Genomic DNA, 22,320 nt, shown 5'->3' with positions numbered 1-22,320 from the left:
ATGCCGACGCGCCGGCCTGCCGCGGCACACCGGACCCGCCGGATAGTGGCGATCGATGCACGGCCGGGCAGCGGTACGATGATAAATTAAGCAGCCCAACTCAAAAGCGCAGCACTCGCCTCTAGTCGAATAGGGCAGCGGCGCTGTCGCGACTGGGATGGCCGGCCACGATGCGCTGCATCATCTCGATGAAGAGCGCCTGTTCCCGCTGGCTCAAATCGCCGAGCGTTGCGCGATGCGCCCGCCGTGCCGCGCCCTCGATTTTAACCAGCAGCGCGGCGCCGGCCGGCGTCAGGCGGCACAATCGCGCGCGCCGATCGTCTTTGTTCACCGCGCGCTCGACAAGGTTGCGCGCCGCGAGACGCTTCAACGCACCGGTCGTCGTAGTGCGATCGAGCGCGATATCGGCCGCCAAAGTGGTCTGATCGGCGGCTTCTCGCACCGCCAGCGCCGAGAGCAGGCTGTATTGCAGCGGCGTGACCTCGAATTCGCCGCAGGCTTCCTGAAACAGCGCGACGTGAATCTGGTGCAGCCGGCGGATCAGATAGCCGGGCCGTTCCGACAAGGGCCAGGGGCGGTGCCGCGTCCCGCCGCGACGTGTCTTCGCTTGCCGCAATGCACACACTCCCAAGCCGAAACCCTGCCGCGCTTAGCTCGATTCGAGTGCGCCTGCCACATCGGGATCATGGCACGATGCTTGCTTTTGTCAAAATGCGAAGCATGCTTCGTAATTCGAGGGACGAAGCCGTCGCCCCTCGCAAGAAGAGGAGAGCGCCATGTCCGTCACTGCCAGCTTCGATCTTCTGCTCCGGGGTGGCCGCGTGATCTGTCCGGCCTCCGGCGTCGATGGCCTCAAGGACGTCGCCATCCGCAATGGCAAGATCGCGGCGGTCGCGTCCGACATTCTGCCGACCAGCGCGAAGGAGGTCGCCGATGTCAGCGGCAAGCTGGTGCTGCCCGGGCTGATCGACACCCACGCGCACGTCTATCAATATGTCTCCGGCCGTTTCGGCATGAACCCCGACATGGTGGGCGTGCAGTCCGGCGTGACGACGCTGGTCGATCAGGGCGGTCCGTCCTGCATGACGCTGCCGGGTTTCCGCCATTTCATCGCGGAAGCCTCGGCCTCGCGCGTCTATGCGTTTATCTCCGCCTATCTCGTCGGCGGCCTCGAGGGCCATTTCTATCCGCAGCTCTACAGCCCCGACGGCGTCGACATCGATGCGACCGTCAAGGCGGCAACCGCCAACCTCGATCTCGTGCGCGGCATCAAGGCCCATGCCGAGATCGGCGGCTTCGCGCGCTGGGGCATTCGCGTGATCGAGATGGCGGCCGAGATCGGCAAGCGCGCCGACCTGCCGGTCTATGTGCATTTCGGCCAGCTCTGGGGCCTGCCCGAGAGCGGCGCCAATGGCGAGGACGCCGACACCATCCTCACCCGCGTCATTCCGCTCTTGCGCGAGGGCGACATCCTCGCTCATCCCTTCACGCGCCATCCCGGCGGCTTCGTCAATCGCGAGGGCGAGGTGCATCCGGTGATCCAGGCCGCGCTCGACCGCGGCCTCAAGGTCGATGTCGGCCACGGCAGCCATTTCTCCTATCGGCTCGCGAAGAAGGCGATCGCCGCCGGAATCATTCCGACCACGCTCGGCGCCGACATCCACGGCTACAACACCCATGTGCCCGCGCCGGCCGGAACGCCCGACCAGCACGAGGACGATGAGAACCATCCCTTCGCGGGACAAGCCAAGTTCAGCCTGGTCCAGGCGATGAGCTCGATGATGGCGCTGGGCCTGTCGCTGGAGCAGGTGGTGCCGATGGTCACCTCCAATCCCGCAAAAATGCTTGGTCGCAACCACGAGATCGGTGCGCTCAAGAGCGGCATGGACGCCGACGTCTCCGTGCTCACGGAGAGAAACGGCCGCTTCGTCCTGAAGGACAACGAGAACAACGAGGTGATTGCCGAGCGCCTGCTGCAGCCAGCCTTCTGCCTGCGCGCCGGCACCCGCTTCGACGCGGTCGCGCCGATCCTGCCGCAGGCCGTCGCGGCATAAGGCCGGGCGGTGAAGGAGAACGCGAAGTTGCGCAGCGAGCGAGAATTTCCGGACGGAAAGACGGGGCAGGGCGTTGGCGCGCGGCTCCCGCGCAAGGAAGACGACCGCCTGATGCGCGGCCGCGGCCAATATGTCGGCGACGTCAGGCTCGCCGGCCTTCAGGACGTCGCCTTCGTGCGCAGCCCGCTGGCGCATGCGCGCATCCGCGGCATCCATGTGCCCGAACGCCATCGCGGCAGCGTGTTCACGGCGACCGATCTCGTCGGCATCAAGCCGATCCGTGCGGTGTCGGGCCTGCCGGGCTTCAAGATCTCGGAGCAGCCGGTGCTCGCCACCGGCAAGGTGCGCCAGGTCGGTGAGCTCGTCGCGATGTGCCTCGCGCCGACCCGCGCCGAGGCCGAGGACATCGCGGCCTCCGTGACGCTCGATCTGGAGGAGCTGCCGGCGATCCATGACATGCTGAAGGCGCGCGAGCCCGGCTCGGCGCTGGTGCACGAGCATTGGGGCGACAACGTCTTCCTGGAGACCAATTACGAGGTCGACATCTCCGCCGCGCTCGATGCGCCGATCAAGGTGACGCGCGAGATCTCGACGGCGCGGCAATGCATGTCGCCGCTGGAAGGCCGCGGCGTGGTCGCGAACTTCGACAAGAGGCTCGACCAGCTCACGCTGCATTCGGCGGCCCAGATGCCGCACATCACGCGCAGCGGCCTCGCCGAATGCCTCGACATGGAGGAGGGCCAGATCCGCGTCATCTCGCCCGACGTCGGCGGTGGTTTCGGTCACAAGGGAATTTTGTTGCCCGAAGAGGTCTGCCTGTCCTGGCTGACGATGCGTTGCGGCCATCCCGTGCGCTGGCTCGAAGACCGGCGCGAGCATCTCGTCGCCAGCTCCAATTGCCGCGAACATCATTACAAAATCACGGTCTATGCTGACCGTGACGGCACGCTGCGCGGCATCGACTGTGAAGCGACGGTCGATTCCGGCGCCTACTCGTCCTATCCGTTCTCGGCCTGCCTGGAGGCCGCGCAGGTCGCCAGCATTCTGCCCGGCCCCTACAAGATGCCGGCCTATCGCTGCCGCACCTTCTCGGTCGCCACCAACAAATGCCCGATCCTGCCCTATCGCGGCGTCGCGCGCACCGGCGTCTGCTTTGCGCTGGAATTGATGCTCGACCTCGTGGCGGCGGAAGCCGGCCTCGAGCCCGGCGAGGTGCGGCTGCGCAATCTGGTGCGCCCCGAACAGATGCCGTTCGACAACATCACCAAGAAGCATTTCGACAGCGGCGATTATCCGGAAGCGATGCGCCGCGCACTCGCGGCCATCGACATCGACGCCATCCGCGCCAGGCAAAAGCAGGGCGAGGCCGACGGCCGCCGCATCGGCGTCGGCATCTCCATCTATTGCGAGCAGGCCGCGCACGGCACCTCGGTCTATTCCGGCTGGGGCATCCCGATGGTGCCGGGCCATGAGCAGGCCTCGGCGCGCCTGACGCCGGACGGCGGCCTAGAACTGCGCGTCGGCGTGCACTCGCACGGGCAGGGCATGGAGACGACACTCGCCCAGGTCGCGCACGAAATCCTCGGCGTGGATGTCGCAAACATCCGCATCGTCCTCGGCGACACCGCGATGACGCCCTATTCGACCGGCACCTGGGGCTCGCGCTCGATGGTGATGGCGGGCGGTGCGGTCGCGACCGCCTGCCGCGAGCTCGGGGAACGTGCGCGCCGCATCGGCGCGAAACTGTTGCAGCACGATCTGGCCTCCGTGGTGTTGCAGAACGGCGAGGTTCGCGGCGTCAACGGCAGCGTCAGCCTGAAGGCGATCGCCCACACCTGGTACCGCCGCCCGCAGGATTTGCCGCCAGACGTCGATCCCGGCGGGCTCGAGGTCACCCAAGGCTACAAGCCCGTGCGCGACAGCGGCACCTTCAGCTATGCCGCGCATGCAGCCGTGGTCGCGGTCGATCCTGATATCGGCGAGGTCGAGATCCTCGACTATGTGATCGTCGAGGACGGCGGCGTGCTGGTCAATCCGCTCGTCGTCGACGGCCAGATCTATGGCGGCCTCGCGCAAGGCATCGGCACCGCGCTCTACGAGGAAATGCCGTTCGACGCCTCCGGCCAGCCGCTGGCGACGACGCTCGCCGACTACCTGCTGCCCGGCCCGACCGAGGTCCCGGCCGCGCGCCTCGATCACATGGAGACGCCGTCGCCCTATACGCAATTCGGGGTGAAAGGCATCGGCGAGGGCGGCGCCATCGCACCGCCCGCCGCAATCGCCAATGCCGTCAACGACGCGCTGCGCCCGCTCGGCGTCGAGCTGATGCAGTCGCCGATCACGCCGCATCGCATCGTCGCGGCGGTGCTGGCCGCGCGTGCGGCTGAGAGGAGCGCGGCATGAAACCGGCGCCCTTTGCTTACGAGCGCCCGCGCGATCTCGATGCGGCCCTGTCGATGCTGGCCGCAAGCGGCGGATCGGCGAAGATCATCGCCGGCGGCCAGTCGCTCGGCCCGATGCTCAATCTGCGGCTGGTGCAGCCGGAGCTGATCATCGACATCTCCGGCCTTGCCGAGCTCAAGCGCGCAGAAGTCTCCGGCAGCGAGCTCGTGCTCGGCGCTCTTATCACCCATGCCGACATCGAGGACGGCCGCACCGCCGACGTGACCCGGGGTGCCATGCGGGCTGTCGCTGCCAACATCGCCTATCGTGCGGTGCGCAATCGCGGCACAATCGGCGGCTCGCTCAGCCATGCCGATCCCGCCGCGGACTGGATCTCGGCGCTGGCGGCCCTGGGTGCGCGCGTGACATTGCGCAGTCTTGCCGGTGTGCGATCGATGGCGGTCGAAGCGTTTGTGGTCGGTGCGCTGGAATCTGCGCTGCATGCCGGCGAGATCGTCGAGGCGGTCCACGTGCCGGCGCGATCGGCGACTGCGCATTGGGGTTATGCCAAGAGCTGCCGCAAGACCGGCGAATTCGCCCATGCCATCGGCGCGATATTGGTCGATCCCGCTGCCGCCTCGGCGCGTATCGTGATCGGTGCCATCGATACGACGCCGATCGTCATCACCGATGCCGCCGAGCTGTTCGGCGGCCGGATTGCCGCCGACTACAAGCAGCGCTTCGATGTCCGTGCCGCCGATGCCCTGCTCGCAAGCGCCGGCATCGACGATGCCGCGCAGCGCCACATCCATGTCAGCGTGCTGAAGCGCGCCGTTCTGGAGGCCGCGGCATGACCACGATCGCGCTTCAGGTCAATCGCCGCGCGGTGGAGCTGCACGCCGAGCCGCGCACCAGCCTTGCCGATTTCGTCCGCGACAGGCTCGATCTCACCGGCACGCATCTCGGCTGCGAGCACGGGGTCTGCGGCGCCTGCACTGTGCTGCTCGACGGCGTGCCGGCGCGCTCCTGCATCACCTATGCGGCGGCCTGCGAGGGCGCCGATGTCACCACGATCGAAGGCCTCGACGAGGACGAGATCACGACCGAGCTGCGCGCTGCCTTCACCCGCGAGCACGCGCTTCAGTGCGGCTATTGCACGCCCGGCATGCTGGTCTCGGCGCGCGACCTGGTGCTGCGTCTGCCCGACGCCGACGAGCGCCAGATCCGCATTGGCCTCAGCGGCAATCTCTGCCGCTGCACAGGCTATGTCGGCATTGTGCGCGCGGTGCAGTCCGTGATCGAGGCAAGGCGCGCGCGCAACGTCGCGCCGGTGGCGGATGGAGGCCGGACCGTCCTTGGTCCTGCCGGCTCGGGGCGAGCGGCAACCGCCCGGAACGAGCTGCGGCCCGCGCGGCACGCGCCAGCTCCGGCACCGGAAAGTGCCACCCCAAGCAGCATCCCCGACTTCACGCCGGCAACCGTGCTCGATCAGCGCTTCACGTTGCCGTATCCGCCGGCAAAGGTGTTCGCGATGTTCGAGGACATCGTAGGCATCGCCGCCTGCCTCCCTGGCGTATCGCTGTCGTCGACGCCAAAGCCGGAGCGCGTCGAAGGATCGATCCGCGTCAGGCTCGGTCCGATCGCAGCAAGCTTCGAGGGGGCCGCGCGTGTCGAGCGGGATCCCGCGACACTCTCGGGGCGCATCGTCGGCATCGGTACCGACCAGCGCAGCCATTCCGCGACGCAGGGCGAGATCCGTTACCGCCTGCTGCCGCTCGAAGGCGGCGCGGCGACCGCGGTCGAACTGTCTATCGGCTACACGCTCACGGGAATGCTGGCTCAGGTCGGTCGTCCCGGCCTGGTGCGAGACCTTGCAAAACGTCTCGTTGCGGAGTTCGCCGCCAATCTCGACCGCCACATGTCCGGCGCCTCGTCGGGGCAGGCAGGTCCGGCGGAGCTCAGCTTCTGGTCGATTGCATCGGACGTCTTGCGAGCCCGGCTCGTGCAAACATTTCGCCGCACCTTCGGAAGAGGTGGCGCGGAATGATCGGCGAACCGGCGCCGCGGAGTGACGAAGCCTGGACTGCCCTGACATCAACAGCGTGGGATTTGGAGAGACAAACATGACACGAACACTCGGACTGGTTCCGGCAATCGCGTTGGCGACGGCCTTGTTCGGCGGCGCCGCGGGGGCGCAGACCATCAAGATCGGCGTCAACGAGCCGCTCACCGGCGCGTTCGCGGCCTCAGGCACTTACGTCGTTAACGGTGCCAAGATCGCCGCCGACGAGATCAACGCCAAGGGCGGCATCCTCGGCAAGAAGATCGAGCTCGTCATCGAGGACAACAAGAGCAACCCGACGGAGGCCGCCGCCGTCGCCGAGAAGCTCATCACAAGCGACAAGGTGCCGGTCCTGATGGGCGCCTGGGGCTCGAGCCTGACGCTCGCGGTGATGCCGAAGCTGATGGAATACGAGACGCCGATGGTGGTGGAGACCTCGTCCTCCGGCAAGATCACGACGACGGGCAATCCCTTCATCTTCCGCATCTCGCCGCCCTCCGCGATCGAGGCGGCCGCGTTCAAGAACATCGTCGACAAGCTCGCGCTGAAAAAGGTCGACTTCCTTGTCATCAACAACGACTGGGGCCGCGGCACCGCCGAGGATTTCAGCAAGATGATGAAGGAGAAGGGCATCGGCATCGGCCTGGTCGAGACCATGGACCAGGGCGCGCAGGACATGAGCGCGCAGCTGTCCAAGATCAAGAGCTCGGACTCCGAGACCGTCATCGTCACCACCGCCGTCGACCAGCTCACGCTGATCTTCAAGCAGGCCGCCGCGCTCGGCCTGAAGAAGCGCATCATCACCACCGGCGGCTCGCAGAACCCGGACCAGATCATCGCCCAGGCGGGAGCGGCCGCCAACGGCACCATGCATCTGACCACCTTCCTGCCCTGGTTCCCGGACAAGACGCCGAACCCGGAAGCCACCAACTATTTCATCGCGGAATGGAAGAAGCGCGGCTTCGACTTCGCCGGCTGCACCGAGAGTTTTCGCGGCTATGACGGCATCCGCACCGTCGCCGCCGCGATCGAGAAGGCCGGCAAGGCCGAGCCTGCCGCGATCAAGGCGGCGCTCTGGAACATCAACATCAAGGGGCTGAACGGCGACATCGTGTTCCGCAAGTCGGGCCCCGAGGGCAAGGAAAGCGGTCAGAGCCAGCCGAATGTCTATCTCATCGAGATCGCCGACGGCAAGATCGAGATGAAGACGCTCTGACGCGCTTGTTCGCAGGCGAGGGCGGTACGTCACCGCTCTCGCCGAATACGGACTAATCGGGAACAATCTTGAGCGAATTCCTTCAGCATCTGATCAACATGCTCGTGCTCGGCGGCACCTATGCGCTGCTGGGTATCGGGCTGACCTTGATCTTCGGCATCATGAACGTCGTGAACTTCACGCATGGCGTGCTCTACACGTTCGGCGCCTACATCATGTTCATCGTGGTGCAGCAGTTCGGGCTGAACTTCTTTCTCGCGCTACCCGTGGCCGTGCTGGCCGGATGGCTGCTGGGTGCGGCCATCGAATTGACCTTGCTGCGTCCCCTGCGCGGCTCCGACATCGACACCACCATGCTGGTGATGATCGGCGCCTGGATCGCGATGCAGTCGGGCACGCTGTGGATCTGGGGCGGCGTCGCGAAATCCGTAGCGACGCCATTCCCGGAGGCGCCGCTGGTGCTCGGCCCGGTCTCCGTCTCATGGCTGCGCCTGTTCGTGCTCGCCGCTGCGGCCATGTTGATCCTTGTGACGTATCTGCTCATCAACAAGACCAGCCTCGGCCGCGCGATGCGGGCGACGTTCCAGGACCATGACACGGCGTCGCTGATGGGCGTGAACGTCGACATGATCTACACCTCGACCTTCGCGATCGGCTCTAGCCTCGCCGCCGCCGCGGGCGCGCTGCTCGGGCCGGTCTACGTGATCTTCCCGCAGATGGGCGATCTCGCCGCGGTCAAGGCTTTCGCCATCGTCATCCTCGGCGGCCTCGGCAACATCACGGGCGCGGTGATCGGCGGCTTCATCCTGGCGCTGGCCGAGGAGCTCGGCGCCGGCTACGTCTCGTCCGGCTACCGCGATGCCATGGGCTTTCTCATCATCATCGCGGTGCTGATCTTCCGGCCGACCGGCCTGTTCGCGCGCGCGGAGCGCGTCGGATGAAGACGATCGTCACCATTCTCGCCGTCGCGGCGCTGGCCTCGGTGCCGCTCTGGCTGCGCGATCCCTATCTGCTCAACGCGCTGATCACGACCGGCATCTTCGTCATCGGCGCGATGAGTCTCAATCTGCTGCTTGGCTTCACCGGCCAGCTCAGCCTCGGCCATATCGCCTTCTTCGGCATCGGCGCCTATGTCAGCGCACTGACATCGCTCGGCTTCGACATCGGCCTGCTAGGGGGTTTTCGTCTTGTCCACACACCATGGCCGCCGATCGTAGGCTTCGTGCTGGCAATTTTGATTGCAGGATTGTGCGGCTATTTCGTCGGTCTGTTGTCGTTCCGCGTTCGCGGAGCCTATTTCGTCATTGTGACGATCTCCTTTGCCGAGGTGGTCCGGCTGGTCGCGCTGAACTGGGTCGAGCTGACGCAGGGTCCATTGGCGCTGACCAACATCCCGTCCATCGCGTTGCCCTTGCCCGGCTTTGGCGAGCTGACGCTGCGCACGAAGTTCCACAACTATTATCTCGTCCTGGTCGTTGCGCTCATCGCCTATCTCCTGATCGCGCGCCTCGTTCATTCCCATTTCGGCCGCTCCATGCGTGGCCTGATGGAGAACGAAACGCTCGCCGTCTCGGTCGGCATCGACGTGACCAGGACGCTGACGATTGCTGCGGTGATCTCCGCCGCGATCGCCGGCGCGGCCGGGAGCCTCTATGCGCACTACATCCGGATCATCGATCCCGAAGTCTTCGCCTTCATCAACACCGTCACCATGGTGATCATGGTCATCAGCGGTGGCAAGGGCTCGCTGGCGGGTCCCGTCGTCGGCGGCCTGATCTTTGGCCTGCTGCCGGTGGCGCTACGGCCTGTGATGGCACCGGAAGCGCAGTGGATCGCCTATGGCGGTGTGCTGATCGCCATCCTGTTCGTGTTGCCGCGCGGCATCGTGCCGTCGCTGGCGCAGCGGTTGACCCGGCGACGGAGCGGGACGACGGCGCTGGCGCCGGTCGCGCTCACTGAAACCGGCGCCAAGGAGCCGGCGTGATGACCGCGCGCAGCATCGCCATGACCATCGATCAGGTCGCGGTCCGCTTCGGCGGGCTGGTCGCGATCTCCGACATGAGCTTTGAGGTCGGCGAGGGCGAGATCGTCAGCCTGATCGGGCCGAACGGCGCCGGCAAGACCACCGCCTTCAACGTCATGACCGGCTTCCTGACGCCGAGCGCCGGCCGCGTCACCTATCGCAACACTGCGCTCGCCGGATTGAAGCCGCACGAGATCGCCGATCTCGGCCTGATCCGCACCTTCCAGCGCACCAGCGTATTCCCGAACGACACCGTCTATGACAACCTCCTGATCGGCCTGCACCGGCAGGGCCGGGTACGGCTGCTCGACGCCATCCTCGGCCTGCCAGGCGCCCGCGCCTCGGAGCGCAAGCTGCGGCAGCGCGCGAGCGAGCTGCTCGAATGGGTCGGGCTCGAACGCCGCGCCCACGATGCGGCGGGCTCGCTCTCCTACGGCGAGCAGCGCTTGGTCGGTGTCGCGCTGGCGCTGGCGGCGGAGCCGTCGATGCTGCTGCTCGACGAGCCCGTCTCCGGTATGAACGCCTCGGAGACGCACCGTTTCGTCGAGCTGATCCGCAGCATCCGCGACCGCGGCATCACGATTTTGCTGGTCGAGCACGACATGCCGATGGTGATGACCGTCTCGGACCGTATCGTGGTGCTCAACTATGGCCGCATCATCGCCGAAGGGACGCCCGATGTGATCCGCAACAATCCTGTTGTCATCGAAGCCTATCTTGGACATGGAGCAGGACGTGCTTGAGATACGCGACATGGTCTGCGGCTACGGTGGCGTCACCGCGCTGCGCGGCATCTCGCTCGACGTGAAGGCCGGCCAGCTGGTCGCCCTGATCGGAGCCAACGGCGCCGGCAAGAGCACGACGCTGCGCGCGATCTCCGGCCTGGTGGCGCCGCGCTCGGGCCAGATGAAGTTCGAGGGCATCGACATCACCGGCGCGAAGCCGCCGCGCGTGCTGGCGAGCGGCATCGCGCATTGCCCGGAAGGGCGGCGCGTGTTTCCGCATATGAGCGTCGAGGAAAATCTCGATATGGGCGCCTACCTCCGGCGTCGTTCGGGCGAGATCGCGGCCGACCGCGACCGTATCTACTCGGAATTCCCGCGGCTCGCCGAGCGGCGCCGGCAGGCGGCGGGCACGCTGTCGGGCGGCGAGCAGCAGATGCTTGCGATCGGCCGCGCGCTGATGTCGCGGCCGCGCCTGATCATGTTCGACGAGCCGTCGCTCGGGCTCGCCCCCAATATCGTCGAGCGCACCTTTGCGATCATCCGCGGCATTCGCGATGCCGGCACCACGGTGCTGCTGGTCGAGCAGAACGCCTTCGCTGCGCTCGAGATGTGCGACCACGCCTATCTGCTCGAGAACGGCCGCATCGTGCTATCGGGCGCCGGCAGCGAGCTGATCGCGAACGAGCATGTGCGCAAGGCCTATCTCGGTGGGTGACGAGGCCGGGTGGATTGCCGTCTGCGATCTCGACCGGTTGAAGGCGGAGACGATCGTCCGCGTCGCCGGGCGCGACCTGCTCGTGATCTGGAACGAGGGCGACGTCGTCGCCTGCGAACGTGCATGCCCGCACGAGCAGGCGGATCTGGCCTTGGGGCAGGTGACGGCCGGGCGCCTCAATTGTCCCCGCCATGCGGCGTCGTTCGATTTGCGCGATGGCGCAATCACCGCGGGATGGCCGAGCCGGCCGCTGCGGCTTTATCCGGTGCGGATCACGGGCGAGCGAATCTGGATTGAGATGCAGGAGTGGCAGCCGGGGCGATGATGACATCATGCCCCTGTTTTGCCCGACGAGTCAAAGCGGCAAAGGCGGTGTCGATCGACCCTCAAACAATTCGCCTTTGCAAACAACGACATCGCTACTGTGCATGGGGTTGTTTTTCGCACTTTTAGTCCAGCAGCCGCCGCGCGGCCTCCACCAGGACTCCGTCCGGCCGGCGCAGAGCCTCGAGAATGGTGAAATGGTCGGCGCCTTCGACCGAAATGAGCTTGCCCGGCGCTCCCGCCGCCACGCGCCTGTCGTAGAGATTGATGGAATCGCAGACGAGTGCCGGCAGCTCGCTGCTGCCATAGGCGATGTCTAGGCGCTTCTGGGTGACGGGCAGGCGCAACGGCGACAGCGTGGCGATCTCCTGGTCCGTCAGCTTCAGCGCATCGTTCAGCCCCGTATCGCGGATCGGCGCGAGATCGTAGACGCCCGAGAGCGCGAGCCCAGCATGGACACGCGGATGATCCAGCGCCATTGCGACGAGATGGGCGCCGGCGGACCAGCCCGACAGCACGACCGGCCCGGCAATTCCATAGGACGCGCCGTGCGCCGCGAGCCAGTCGAGCGCGCGCGGGATCTCGGCGACGATGTCGGTGAGGGACACCTCGGGCGCCAGCGAATAGCCGGGAATCGCAACCGACCAGCCATGCGCGGCGACGCCTTCGACCAGCATCGCGAACAGCTCGCGCGAGTTGCGCTGCCAGTAGCCGCCGTGCAGGAACACCAGGCAGGGCGCATCAGGCTTTGCGGCCGGGTAGAGGTCGATCTTGTTATTCGCCCGCTCGCCGTAGGGCAGGTCGAGATGGGACTTGAGCGAGCCCCGCAGCCGGCTTGAGGCTTCGTTGCGCTCGGCGATCAGGGCCGGGCTGTTCTTGACCGCCGCGTTGTTGTCATAGGCGGCACTGCGTTCCGCCCGAGACAGCTCGGACCAGCGGTCGCGGGGGTCGAGCGGCCGAATTGTCGAATGAGGGTTCTCAACCATGGGAGTCTCCGTTTGCGTCAGGCACTACGTAAGATCGCTTCGATCTCTTGCGCTGCTGCGAGGAGCGAGCGGTCTTGTCCGCGCGCCGCGATGATCTGAAGGCCGAAGGGAAGCCCGCGCCGATCCGTTCCGCACGGAATCGAGATCGCCGGCAGGCGGGCGTGATTGACGAAGGGCGTGAACACCGCGTGGGCCCGCGGGCTTGCAGGCTTTTCGCCGATCATATCAGGGCCGAGCTGCGTCAGCGGCCAGGCGACGCAGGGGACGGTCGGCGCCAGCAGCAGGTCGGCTTCGGTAAAGAACGCTGCGAAGGCATTGGCGATCGCGGTGCTCGCAAGCAGCGCTGCAGCGACCTCCGCACCCGACCAGGAGAGACCTCGCTCGATCTGCTTGGCGATGTCGGGATCGAAGACAGTCGGATCGTTGCGAAAGCGTTCGCCGTGGAGTGCTGCGAGCCCCGCATGCTGCAGCGGCATGATGGCGTCCTCCGTCGCGCCTGCCGGCCAGACGGGATCGCGTCGTGTAATGTGCAAACCCGCTGTGGAAAGCCGTTCGACGGCGGCGGCGAGGCCATTCGCGACGACGTCGTCAATCGCGACGTCGAGACCAAGGCGCGGCGAGAACGCGATGCGCTGACTGCCGATGTCTTTGGCCTGCTGCACCACGACGGCAGACTCCGGATCGCGCGGATCGGCGCCGACCATGGCTTCAAACGCCAGCGCGATATCGGTCACGTCCGATGCGATCGGCGCGATGACGGAGAGGCCAAAGAAGGGCTCGGCGAAACCTGGCCCATAGGGGATCGCGCCATAGGACGGCTTGAAGCCCGCAACCCCGACATGCGCCGGCGGCCTGCGGCTCGAGCCGCCCGCATCGGTACCGATCGCGAGCGGCACCAAGCCGGCTGCAACAGCTGCGGCCGGGCCACCCGATGAGCCGCCGGGCGTCAGCGCGGGATCGAGCGGATGTCGCGTCGGCCCGTATAGTTGCGAGGTCGTCACGCCCTTGCAGGCGAACTCGGAGGTCGCGCCGATGCCGACGACAACGACACCGGCCTTGCGCAGCCGCTCGACCGCGATGGCATCGCGCGGCGCGATGAAATCGCAGAATAGGCGCGAGCCCTGCGTCACGCGCCAGCCGCCGACCCAGACGTTGTCCTTGACGATCACGGGAACGCCGGCGAGCGGCATGATCTCGCCCATACGCAGGCGATCATCGACCGCCGCAGCATCCGACAGCGTGCGCGCAGGATCGATCGTGACGACCGCGTTCAAGGCCTTGGCGACCTCGATGCGGCCGAGCGCTGCTTTCGCAGTCTCGACGGCATTGGTCCGCCCGGCGCTGACGGCGGCAACGGTCTCGCGCGCGCTATTTGTCCGCGTTGTCATGGCCTCCCCAGATCAACGCCAATGTACCGCCAAGGGCAAGGCACGCCAGGGCGAAGAAGGCCATGCCGAGGCTGGCCACGCGATCCAGGATCGACACCAGCGCGGGCGCGGCAAGGAGACCGGCATAGGACGCGGTCAGCACCGCGCCGGTGGTCTCGCCGATCCGGTCCTGCGGGGCGAGGCGGGCGATCTCGGCGACGAAGACGCCGTTCCAGCCCGACGCCGTCAGGCCGAACAATGCGGCAATGATGAATTGTCCGCTGCGGCCGAGCGAAGCGCCATTCAGGCCGAGCAGCGCGGCGCAGAAGGCCATGCCGAGGCCGATGACGACGAGGACGGCGCGCGAGGCATCGAGCCGCATGGCGACATAGCCCCAGCCGAGACGGCCGATCAGGCCGCCGGCTTGCGCGCAGGCGAGCGCCATGCCGGATTCGATATGGCTGAGGCCGAGCTCGCGTGTGCCGAGCGTGACGAAGACCGTGTTGAGCGACACCTGCATCGCGCTGAACGGCATCGAGGCCAGCGCCAGCATCGCGATCCGCCGGTCCGCGATCACCAGCGCCACCCGCGCGCGGAGATCGAGCTTCGGCGGCGGGGCGACCTTGCCGGCATAGGCCGGCCGCAACCGTTCGAACAGCGCGATCGCCAGTAGCGCCAAGGCAGCAACGGCCGCATAGCACCAGACCGGTCCGAACACGATGGCGATCGCGGGCAGGGCCAGCGAGCCGCAAACGGCGCCGATCTGGTTGCCGGTCTGGCGCACCGAGAACACGAAGGCGCGCCGCTCGGCAGTGACGAGCCGCGCCAGCAGCGCCGCGCTCGCCGGCGTCTCGGGTCCCATAGCGAGGCCGATGCACAGGCCCGCAGCCAGCAGGGCGGCGCTCGTCCCGAGCGAAGCCAGCGCCATGCCGACGACGATGGCCGCCGCGCACAGGCTCGCGATCCGCAGCGAGCCAAGGCGCGCGATGAAGCCGCCGCCCCAGAACGAGGCGGGGATGCCGACCGCGAACACGGCGGCGGAGATCATCGAGAGCTGCCAGACCTCGATATGGGCTCGCGGGGCGACCACGCCGGGCGCGAACAAGGCCAGCGCGACCAGGGCCTGAAGCGCGGTCATCGCGCCCAGGGCCGGCAGCAGCGCGGGTGCTGGCCGAGCGGCCGTGTTTCCGTCTACCATGGCGGCGTGCTCATGGGAGGAACATTGTGGCAGGCGGTATTTCCATTCACGCGGTCGATGTCGCGAGCGGGCGTCCGGCGCAGGGGCTGCGCGTCGAGATCTGGCGGATCGATCCGGAGTCCCAGCGCATCGCCGACGGGCGGCTCGGCGCCAACGGCGTGCTCGATCATGCCGTCGCGCAAGGTGCCGGTGTGACGGAAGGCGCGTACGAGGTGCTGTTTCATCTCGGCGAGTTCTTTGGCGAGCGCGACGGTTTCCTCACCGTGACGCCGTTCCGCTTTCGCATCAAGAACGTTGATGAGCATTTTCATCTGCCGCTGAAATTCACGCGCTGGGGCTATTCGCTGTTCCGCGGCGCCTGATCAGTTGGTCAGCCGCCGCGACAGGCCCGTGACGCGCTCCATCACCGCGACCAGCGCGACGGTGGCGATGATCAGCACGCCCGAGAGGGCTGCGATGGTGACATCCAGCTTGCCTTCGAGATCCTGCCACATCCGGATCGGCAGCATGTCGGTGGCGGCATCGCGCAGGAACAGCGAGACCGGCACGTTGTCGAAGGACGACATGAAGGCGATGAAGGCGCCCGCGATGATGCCCGGCCGGATCAGCGGCAGCACGATGCGGCGGAACGTGTAGAGGCGGCTGGCGCCGAGCACGGCCGAGCTTTCGAGCAGGGTCGGCTCGAGCTGGGCCAGCGCTGCGACCGTGTTGCGCACGACATAGGGCACGCAGACCACGGTGTGGCCGATCACAAGCGTCAGCGGCGACACCGGCAGGCCGACCAGCGAGAACAGCATCAGGGCGGCGAGGCCGAAGGCGAGCGCGGGAAGCACCAGCGGCGACATGAAGAGCGAATCGAGCAGCCGCGCCGACAGCGTCCGCGAGCGCGAGATCGCCAGCGCCGCGGCGACGCCAAGGGTAACGGACAGGCCGGTCGCCCATAGCGCCACGATCAGGCTGTTCTTGGCCGCGAAATGCAGCTGCCAGGCATTCCACAGCTCGACGTACCAGCGCAGCGAATAGCCGGGCGGCGGGAAGCGCAGCGAGAAGCTGCTGGTGAAGGAGACGATCAGCACCACGAGCGAGGGGGCGATGATGATGAGAAGCGCGATCACCGCGATCACGGTCATGACGAGCTCGAAGCTGATCGCCTCGAGCGTGCGCTTGCGGCCGCTCATCATGCGCCTCCATAGCCGCGCGACATGCGGCCGAGCGTGGTGAAGACCGAGACGACCGCGAGCACGGCGAGCAGGAAGATGATCGAGATCGCCGCCGCAAACGGCCAGTTCTGCAGCGTCGAGGCCTGCTGGTAGAGATACATCGGCATGAACAGCATCTGCCCGCCGCCGATCAGCGACTGGGTGATGAAGGCGGTGATCGCGGCGGCATAGGTCAGCGTGCAGCCGGCGATGACCCCCGGCAACGACAGCGGCAGCATGATCCGGAAGAAGGTGCGCCAGCTTCCCGCGCCGAGCGAGCAGGAGGCATCGTCGAGATTGGGATCGATGCGGCTGAGCGCGGTGATCAGCGGCAGCGTCATCAAGGGCATCTGCACCTGTGCCAGCGCGATCACCACGCCGAACTGGGTGTAGAGCAGCTTTAGCGGGGTATCGATCAAGCCGAGCGATTGCAGCGTCGCGTTGATGATGCCCTGGCGCCCCAGGATGACGATCCAGGCGAAGGTCCGGACCACGACGCTGGTCAGAAGCGGCAGCAGCACGATCAGGATGATGACGGTCTGAAGCTTTGGCCCGACCCGCTGATAAAGCCAGGCGATGGGAAAGCCGAGCACGAGGCAGACGGCCGTCACCTCAGCGCCCAGCAGCAGCGTCGAGCCGAGCACGCCGAGGCTGAAGGGATCGGTGAGGAAGTGCAGGTACTGGCCGAGCCCCCAATGGAGCCCGGCCGTGTCGTTGTGCAGCGAGAGCCAGAACAATTGCAGCAGCGGCGCGACGAAGAAGACCAGGAAGAACAGCGCCAGCGGCGCTGCCAATCCCATTCCGTAGGACGTCACGTCCCGTGCTGCCGGCGCTGCGCCCATGGCTTGAACCTCGAGGTTTTAGATCTTGATCTCGCGGTTGAAGCGTTCGATCCAGGCCGAGCGCTGCTCGTTGATCTTCTTCCAGTCCTGGAACACGAACTTCTTCTTCAGCTCGGCGGTGTCCTTGGCCAGAACGCGCGCGATCTCGCCGCCCATCATCACTTTGGAATTCGTCGGCACGATCAGGTAGGGCGGGTTCATCAGCGTGGTCTGCACCTCCGGCGTCAGGGCCGCCTCGATCAGCTTGAAGGCGAGCTCGCGGTTCGGTGAGTTCTTGACGATGTGAATCGTGGTCTTGAAGGCGATGGCGCCTTCCTTCGGCGCCACGAACTCGACCGGCACGCCACGCGCTTTCAGGATCTGGATGGCGTTGAAATTGCCGGGCGAGATGTCGATCTGGCCCTGCTGGAACAGGGTCGCGAGCGCGCCGGGATTGGCGGCGACCGCGGCGAGATTGGGCTTGAGCTCCTCCAGCGCCTTGAAGCCCGGGTCGACATTGGCCTCCGAGCCGCCGCGCATCTTGGCGATCTCGACCAGCCAGCCGGTGCCGAGTGTCGAGTTGAGGTTGGTGATGCCGACGCGGCCCTTGAATTCCGGCTTCCAGAGATCGGCCCATGACGTTGGCGGCGTCTTGACCGCTTCCGGATTGTAGGTGAGGCCGACGACCTGGAAGAACGGGGCGGGGCCCATCGGTTCCTGTGCCTCGGCGATCAGGTCCTTGTAGTAGGCGCTCTTCTCGACCGGATAAGGCTCGACCAGATCCTGGCCGACGGCGACGAGGGCAGGACCCGGGTCGTGCAGCATGACGTCGATCGGCGGATTTGCTTTCGCCGCGTTGACCTTGGCGATCTGGTCGACAGAGAGCATGGGATCGAGCACCATCGCGGCGTCCGCATTGGCTTTGCGGAACGCCGGCACCAGCACGGCCTTGTGCGCTTCCTCCCAGCTGCCGGTGAAGGTCGCAAACACCAGCGGACGCGCCTGGGCGTAGCTCAGGCCCGGAAACGCCTTCATGGCCCCGAGCGTGAGCGCCGTGGTCAGCAGGCTTCTGCGATTCATGATCATATCAAACTCCCCTCTGGACAAAGACTGGATCTAAAGCGTTGCGGGAAAGGCGTTGGCGAGCGATGGGGCGAGCGGTGCGAGGCGCACCGCAGCGCCGCTCTCCAGGGCGCGCGTCTCGCCGATGCGCGCCTGAGAAACCTTGACGCCGGAGCCGTCGGCGGTGGTGACCTCGTGCACGACGGTGGCGCCCAGCGGCAGCGACATGCCAACGACGCCGGCAAAGCCGGTCTCATCGCCGACGAATTGCAGGTGCTCGGGGCGGATGCAGACGGTGACGCGGCCGCCCTCGCTGAGCGCACCGCCTGCGGGACGCGCGATGATCTCCGCGCCGGCATCGAGGCGCACCTTTGCTGCCGTGCGGTCCGCTGAGACCACGATGCCGGGCATGCGGTTGGTGGAGCCAACGAAGGTGTTGACGAACAGCGTCTGCGGACGGTCATAGACGTCCGATGGCGAGCCGAACTGCTCCAGCTTGCCATGGCTCAGCACGGCGACACGATCGGCCATCGACAGCGCTTCTTCCTGGTCGTGCGTCACGATCAGCGTGGTGATGCCGGAAACGCGCTGCAGCCGCTTGACCTCGATCTGCATGTCCAGCCGCAAATTTTTGTCGAGCGCGGCGAAGGGCTCGTCGAGCAGCAGGATCGATGGCTTGATCGCGAGCGCGCGGGCGAGCGCAACGCGCTGCTGCTGGCCTCCGGAGAGCTGCCGCGGCAGCCGCTCGGCCATAGCAGGCAGCTGCACCAGCTCCAGCAGGCGCTGCGCTTCGCGCTGGCGCGTCGCCTTGGCGATGCCGCGGGCGGCGAGGCCGTAGGCGACGTTCTCGCTGATCGACAGGTGCGGAAACAGCGCGTAGTTCTGGAATACGATGCCGACGGCGCGCTTGTTCGGCGGCAGCGCATCGACGATGTCGTCGCCGATGATAATCCTCCCTTGCGTCTGCGCGATGAAGCCGGCGATGATGCGCAGCAGCGTTGTCTTGCCGCAGCCGGACGGACCCAGCAGCGCAATGATCTCGCCGCCCTTGATGTCGAGATTGATGTTCTCGACCGCAAGCGCGCCACTCGGATACCGGTGGGTGACCGCATCGACGACAAGCGATCGGCCGCTTGGCGCATCAACCATGGTGTTGCCTCCCGTTGCCCCAGAGGAGAAAGCAAGTCTCGTGCCCGCGACTGTCGCTTTTCGCGGAGCGTTTTGGCATGGTGACCCCATGACATCGGATCGATCGATATGCGACCTCACGGCGACAGAGCTCGCGCGCGCCATTGCAAGGCGCGAAGTGTCCTCCCGCCAGGCCGTCGAAGCGCATCTGGCGCGGATGGCGAGCCTCGACAGCCGATTGGCGGCATTCGTGACGGTGGATGCGGATGGTGCCCGCCGTGCAGCGCAGATGTGCGATGCCGTCTCTGCGCCGATGGGCCCGCTGCACGGCGTGCCCATTGCGGTCAAGGACCTCACTGACACTGCGGGACTTGCGACGACTTACGGATCCCTGCTGTTCGGCGATCACGTCCCGGCCGAGGATGATCTCGTCGTGGCGCGGCTGCGGCGTGCCGGCGCGGTCATTCTGGGCAAAACCAACACGCCGGAGTTCGGCTTCGGCGCGGTCTGCACCAACAGATTGCGCGGGCCGACACGCAACCCCTTCGATCCGGCGCTGACCTCCGGCGGTTCGTCCGGCGGCTCTGCCGTCGCGGTCGCATCCGGCATGGTGCCGCTGGCGCAGGGCACCGATTTCGGTGGCTCGGTGCGCACGCCCGCCAGCTTCTGTGGTGTCGCCTCGATCCGGCCGACACCCGGCCGCATCCCGTGGTCGCGCCGGCCGCTCGGCTGGGACATGCTGGCGACGCACGGCTTCCTCGCCCGCGGTGTCGATGATCTCGAACTCGCGTTGTCGGTCTGCGCCGGAGACGATGCGAATGATCCGCTCTCGCTCGGCAGTACCGATGATGATCGACCGGTCCCCGACCGTGCCCGGATTGCGGTCACGCCCGATTTCGGTGTGGCGCCCGTTGCGCGCGAGGCTCGTGCCCGCTTCGCTGCGGCCTGCCAGGCGTTCGCGCGTGTTGCCGATGTCGTGCCGTCCTCGCCGGATTGCGGCGGGGCGATCGAAGCCTTCCGCACCTTGCGCGCCGCGCACATCGCCAACGCTTACGGCGAGTTGCTGAGAACGCGGCGTGCGGAGCTCACGCCGACGGTGATCTGGAATATCGAAGCCGGTGCAAACCTGTCCGTGCAGGACTACCTCGACGCCGAGCGGCGCCGCACCGCGATCTACCGCAGCTTTCGCCAGCTGTTCACTCGCGCCGACTTCCTGGTCGCGCCGGCCGCGTCCATCTTGCCCTGGCCGAATGAAATCGCCGACGTCACGGCCATCGATGGGGCCGCGCTGGAGACGCCGATCGACTATCTCGCCGTGACCTTCATCGTGTCGCTGGTCGGCTTCCCGGTGCTGACGCTGCCGGTGCCGTGCGGGGAGAATGAGCTGCCCTTCGGCATCCAGATCATCGCGCCGCCGGGATGCGAATCCCGCTTGTTTGCCTTCGGCCGCGTGCTCGAGAACGAATTGGGTTTTTCGCATCCCCGGCCGCCTCTCTGATCAGCTGTCGCGATGCTCGAGCCGGGCGGCGAGCGCATCGGCAAGGCCGATGGTCGGCTTGGCGGCGGGGCGGCGGAAGGTGCCCGCAACGGCCTTGCGCAAACGCAGCGCATGCAGCGCCTCGGCTTGCTTCACTGAAGCTATGACCTGATCGACCACGGGGACAGGGATGCGGTCGGCGACGCGCTCGGCAAGACCCGAGAGCGGGGCGCCGGCAAAGATCAGCACATCGGCCTCGTCCTCGACGATGGCGCGCCGGGCGAGCTCGACCAGCATGTCCTCCTTCTCGGTGCCGACCTCGGAGATCGCCTGAAACGGCGTATCCAGCATGCGGATGCCGGCGCAGCGCTCCCACAGCCCGTGGGCGCGGACGCATTCCTCGTACCAGGGCCCCAGCGCCTGCGCGAAGGTAACGATGGCAAAGCGGCGTCCGGCCATGCACGCGGTCAGCATCGCGGCTTCCGCCATGCCGATCACGGGAATGTCGAAGGTCTCGCGCGCCGCGAACAGGCCGGGATCGCCGAAGGCCGCGATGATCGCGGCGTCGACCTTTTTGTGCTGCTCGGCAAGCATCTCCAGCGCGATGGCGCCGCCGATCTGCGCTTCGGTGCGCGTGGCGATATAGGGCACGCCGCGGGCCGCGGTGCAGGGGATCAGCTCGGTGCCTTTTGAGGCGGCGCGCCGCCCGACGCCCAGCATCAGCTGCGTGACCTCGGTGCTGGTATTTGGGTTGAGCAGGAGCAGCTTCATGATCACGCCGCCGGCCGCTTGGCCTGAGAGGCGGCGAGGACTTCCAGCAGCGCCGTGCCGGTCCGCGCGACGTGCGCGCCGAGCAGCCGGCCGGCCGCTTCGCCGTCGCGCGCTTCGAGCGCAGCCAGGATGTCGGCGTGCTCGTCGACCGAATTGCTCCAGCGCCTGTCGGCGCCGAGCGCGAGATAACGCGCGCGTTCGGCACGCGAGATCAGCGTCTCGTGCGCCTCGCGCAGCGGCGTATTGCGCGCCATGCGGACGATGGTGTTGTGGATTTCGCCGTTGATGGCGAAATAATCGTCGAGCTTGCCGCTGCGGTGATGACCCTCCATCCGGGTCTGCAGCGTGCGCAGGCGGGCGAGATCGCGTTCGGTGGCACGCTCCGCGGCGAGCTCGGCGGCGAGCCGCTCGATGCCGGCGAGCGCCTCGAACAATTCCGAGATGCCGTCGACCGCGATATCGGCAATGCGCGGGCTGCGGTTCGGACGCAGCTCGATCAAGCCCTCCGCCGCCAGCACCTTCATCGCCTCGCGCAAGGGCGTGCGCGACACGCCGAGCTCCCTCGACAGCTTGGTCTCCTGAGTCTGCGAGCCCGGCGGCAGCTCGCCGCGAATGATCATCGTCCGCATCCGCGCGGCGGCGCGCTCATGCAGGCCCATCCGCTTGAGCTTGGGCGACTTTCGCGCCGGGTTCGTTTCGGATTTTTGCTGCACGCGAGGCTTCCTGCTTGCAACTCATCCTAGCCATACCGAGCCGAACGCGATGCTCAAATAGGCGACGTATGTGGCGTAAAACAAATGCATATCGAAC

22 protein-coding genes are annotated in these 22,320 nt (G+C 66.8%); 12 read left to right on the top strand and 10 right to left on the bottom strand.

Annotated elements, in window-relative coordinates; all coding sequences use genetic code 11:
* Nucleotides 1–121 precede the first annotated feature (121 nt).
* Nucleotides 122–616 carry a MarR family transcriptional regulator gene (locus I6F16_RS04620; RefSeq protein ID WP_225173464.1) on the bottom strand — a complete coding sequence of 165 codons (495 nt, stop codon included), beginning with the start codon at nucleotides 614–616 and terminating at the stop codon, nucleotides 122–124.
* Nucleotides 617–776: 160 nt separating this feature from the next.
* Between I6F16_RS04620 and I6F16_RS04615 the strand changes: the two genes are divergently transcribed.
* From I6F16_RS04615 to I6F16_RS04570, 10 genes are all read left to right on the top strand, one after another.
* Entirely contained in the window at nucleotides 777–2,054 is a 1,278-nt protein-coding gene (locus I6F16_RS04615; protein ID WP_225114754.1) for an amidohydrolase/deacetylase family metallohydrolase, read from the top strand.
* A 9-nt stretch (nucleotides 2,055–2,063) separates the two neighbouring features.
* Nucleotides 2,064–4,457, top strand: a complete 2,394-nt coding sequence (locus tag I6F16_RS04610; RefSeq protein WP_225114755.1) for a xanthine dehydrogenase family protein molybdopterin-binding subunit — start codon at nucleotides 2,064–2,066, stop codon at nucleotides 4,455–4,457.
* Nucleotides 4,454–5,290, top strand: a complete 837-nt coding sequence (locus tag I6F16_RS04605) for an FAD binding domain-containing protein (RefSeq protein WP_225114756.1) — start codon at nucleotides 4,454–4,456, stop codon at nucleotides 5,288–5,290. The genes I6F16_RS04610 and I6F16_RS04605 overlap by 4 nt, the downstream gene beginning before the upstream one ends.
* On the top strand, nucleotides 5,287–6,483 hold the full coding sequence (locus tag I6F16_RS04600; protein ID WP_225173463.1) for a 2Fe-2S iron-sulfur cluster-binding protein: 1,197 nt from the start codon (nucleotides 5,287–5,289) through the stop codon (nucleotides 6,481–6,483). The genes I6F16_RS04605 and I6F16_RS04600 overlap by 4 nt, the downstream gene beginning before the upstream one ends.
* A gap of 76 nt (nucleotides 6,484–6,559) precedes the next feature.
* Nucleotides 6,560–7,714: an ABC transporter substrate-binding protein gene (locus I6F16_RS04595; RefSeq protein WP_036004998.1), complete on the top strand. Its 1,155-nt coding sequence runs from the start codon at nucleotides 6,560–6,562 to the stop codon at nucleotides 7,712–7,714.
* Between the two features lie 68 nt (nucleotides 7,715–7,782).
* Nucleotides 7,783–8,655 (top strand): branched-chain amino acid ABC transporter permease, encoded by an 873-nt coding sequence (locus I6F16_RS04590; RefSeq protein WP_036023707.1) that lies wholly within the window; start codon nucleotides 7,783–7,785, stop codon nucleotides 8,653–8,655.
* On the top strand, nucleotides 8,652–9,698 hold the full coding sequence (locus tag I6F16_RS04585) for a branched-chain amino acid ABC transporter permease (protein WP_225114758.1): 1,047 nt from the start codon (nucleotides 8,652–8,654) through the stop codon (nucleotides 9,696–9,698). Before I6F16_RS04590 ends, I6F16_RS04585 begins: the two co-directional genes overlap by 4 nt.
* The gene (locus I6F16_RS04580) at nucleotides 9,698–10,480 is read left to right on the top strand and encodes an ABC transporter ATP-binding protein (RefSeq protein ID WP_225114759.1); all 783 of its coding nucleotides are present in this window, start codon (nucleotides 9,698–9,700) and stop codon (nucleotides 10,478–10,480) included. Before I6F16_RS04585 ends, I6F16_RS04580 begins: the two co-directional genes overlap by 1 nt.
* Nucleotides 10,473–11,177 carry an ABC transporter ATP-binding protein gene (locus I6F16_RS04575; protein ID WP_036005223.1) on the top strand — a complete coding sequence of 235 codons (705 nt, stop codon included), beginning with the start codon at nucleotides 10,473–10,475 and terminating at the stop codon, nucleotides 11,175–11,177. The genes I6F16_RS04580 and I6F16_RS04575 overlap by 8 nt, the downstream gene beginning before the upstream one ends.
* Entirely contained in the window at nucleotides 11,149–11,502 is a 354-nt protein-coding gene (locus I6F16_RS04570; protein WP_225114760.1) for a Rieske (2Fe-2S) protein, read from the top strand. Before I6F16_RS04575 ends, I6F16_RS04570 begins: the two co-directional genes overlap by 29 nt.
* Before the next feature lie 124 nt (nucleotides 11,503–11,626).
* On the opposite strand, the gene I6F16_RS04565 is transcribed toward I6F16_RS04570, so the two are convergent.
* The 3 genes from I6F16_RS04565 to I6F16_RS04555 are packed head-to-tail and all read right to left on the bottom strand — an operon-like array spanning nucleotide 11,627 to nucleotide 15,052.
* Entirely contained in the window at nucleotides 11,627–12,487 is an 861-nt protein-coding gene (locus I6F16_RS04565; RefSeq protein WP_225114761.1) for an alpha/beta hydrolase, read from the bottom strand.
* A 17-nt stretch (nucleotides 12,488–12,504) separates the two neighbouring features.
* Nucleotides 12,505–13,875 (bottom strand): amidase, encoded by a 1,371-nt coding sequence (locus I6F16_RS04560; protein WP_225114762.1) that lies wholly within the window; start codon nucleotides 13,873–13,875, stop codon nucleotides 12,505–12,507.
* Nucleotides 13,856–15,052: an MFS transporter gene (locus tag I6F16_RS04555; protein WP_225114763.1), complete on the bottom strand. Its 1,197-nt coding sequence runs from the start codon at nucleotides 15,050–15,052 to the stop codon at nucleotides 13,856–13,858. The genes I6F16_RS04560 and I6F16_RS04555 overlap by 20 nt, the downstream gene beginning before the upstream one ends.
* 26 nt (nucleotides 15,053–15,078) lie before the next feature.
* Here I6F16_RS04555 and I6F16_RS04550 point away from each other — a divergent pair, with 26 nt between their 5' ends.
* Entirely contained in the window at nucleotides 15,079–15,414 is a 336-nt protein-coding gene (locus tag I6F16_RS04550) for a hydroxyisourate hydrolase (RefSeq protein ID WP_036004970.1), read from the top strand.
* Here the strand turns inward: I6F16_RS04550 and I6F16_RS04545 are convergent, their stop codons facing one another.
* Genes I6F16_RS04545 through I6F16_RS04530 form a run of 4 tightly spaced genes read right to left on the bottom strand, consistent with a single transcriptional unit; the run spans nucleotide 15,415 to nucleotide 19,283 of the window.
* On the bottom strand, nucleotides 15,415–16,230 hold the full coding sequence (locus tag I6F16_RS04545) for an ABC transporter permease (protein WP_225114764.1): 816 nt from the start codon (nucleotides 16,228–16,230) through the stop codon (nucleotides 15,415–15,417). It lies immediately after the preceding gene.
* Complete coding sequence (locus I6F16_RS04540) at nucleotides 16,230–17,093, bottom strand: ABC transporter permease (protein WP_225114765.1); 864 nt, start codon at nucleotides 17,091–17,093, stop codon at nucleotides 16,230–16,232. Before I6F16_RS04540 ends, I6F16_RS04545 begins: the two co-directional genes overlap by 1 nt.
* An 18-nt stretch (nucleotides 17,094–17,111) precedes the next feature.
* Nucleotides 17,112–18,158 (bottom strand): ABC transporter substrate-binding protein, encoded by a 1,047-nt coding sequence (locus I6F16_RS04535; protein ID WP_036023723.1) that lies wholly within the window; start codon nucleotides 18,156–18,158, stop codon nucleotides 17,112–17,114.
* Between the two features lie 30 nt (nucleotides 18,159–18,188).
* On the bottom strand, nucleotides 18,189–19,283 hold the full coding sequence (locus I6F16_RS04530) for an ABC transporter ATP-binding protein (protein ID WP_225114766.1): 1,095 nt from the start codon (nucleotides 19,281–19,283) through the stop codon (nucleotides 18,189–18,191).
* A gap of 88 nt (nucleotides 19,284–19,371) precedes the next feature.
* Here I6F16_RS04530 and I6F16_RS04525 point away from each other — a divergent pair, with 88 nt between their 5' ends.
* The gene (locus tag I6F16_RS04525; RefSeq protein WP_225114767.1) at nucleotides 19,372–20,760 is read left to right on the top strand and encodes an amidase family protein; all 1,389 of its coding nucleotides are present in this window, start codon (nucleotides 19,372–19,374) and stop codon (nucleotides 20,758–20,760) included.
* Here I6F16_RS04525 and I6F16_RS04520 read toward each other — a convergent pair whose 3' ends face one another.
* Complete coding sequence (locus tag I6F16_RS04520) at nucleotides 20,761–21,510, bottom strand: aspartate/glutamate racemase family protein (protein ID WP_225114768.1); 750 nt, start codon at nucleotides 21,508–21,510, stop codon at nucleotides 20,761–20,763. It abuts the gene before it with no gap.
* A 2-nt stretch (nucleotides 21,511–21,512) separates the two neighbouring features.
* A complete protein-coding gene (locus tag I6F16_RS04515; protein WP_225114769.1) occupies nucleotides 21,513–22,223 on the bottom strand; it encodes a GntR family transcriptional regulator in 711 nt (236 codons plus the stop codon).
* Between the last annotated feature and the right edge of the window lie 97 nt (nucleotides 22,224–22,320).

This window comes from Bradyrhizobium sp. IC4060, assembly GCF_020193715.1.
Classification (GTDB): Bacteria; Pseudomonadota; Alphaproteobacteria; order Rhizobiales; family Xanthobacteraceae; genus Bradyrhizobium; species Bradyrhizobium yuanmingense.
Note: the sequence above shows the minus strand (reverse complement) of the source record. Positions and strands in the feature narration are given on the sequence as shown.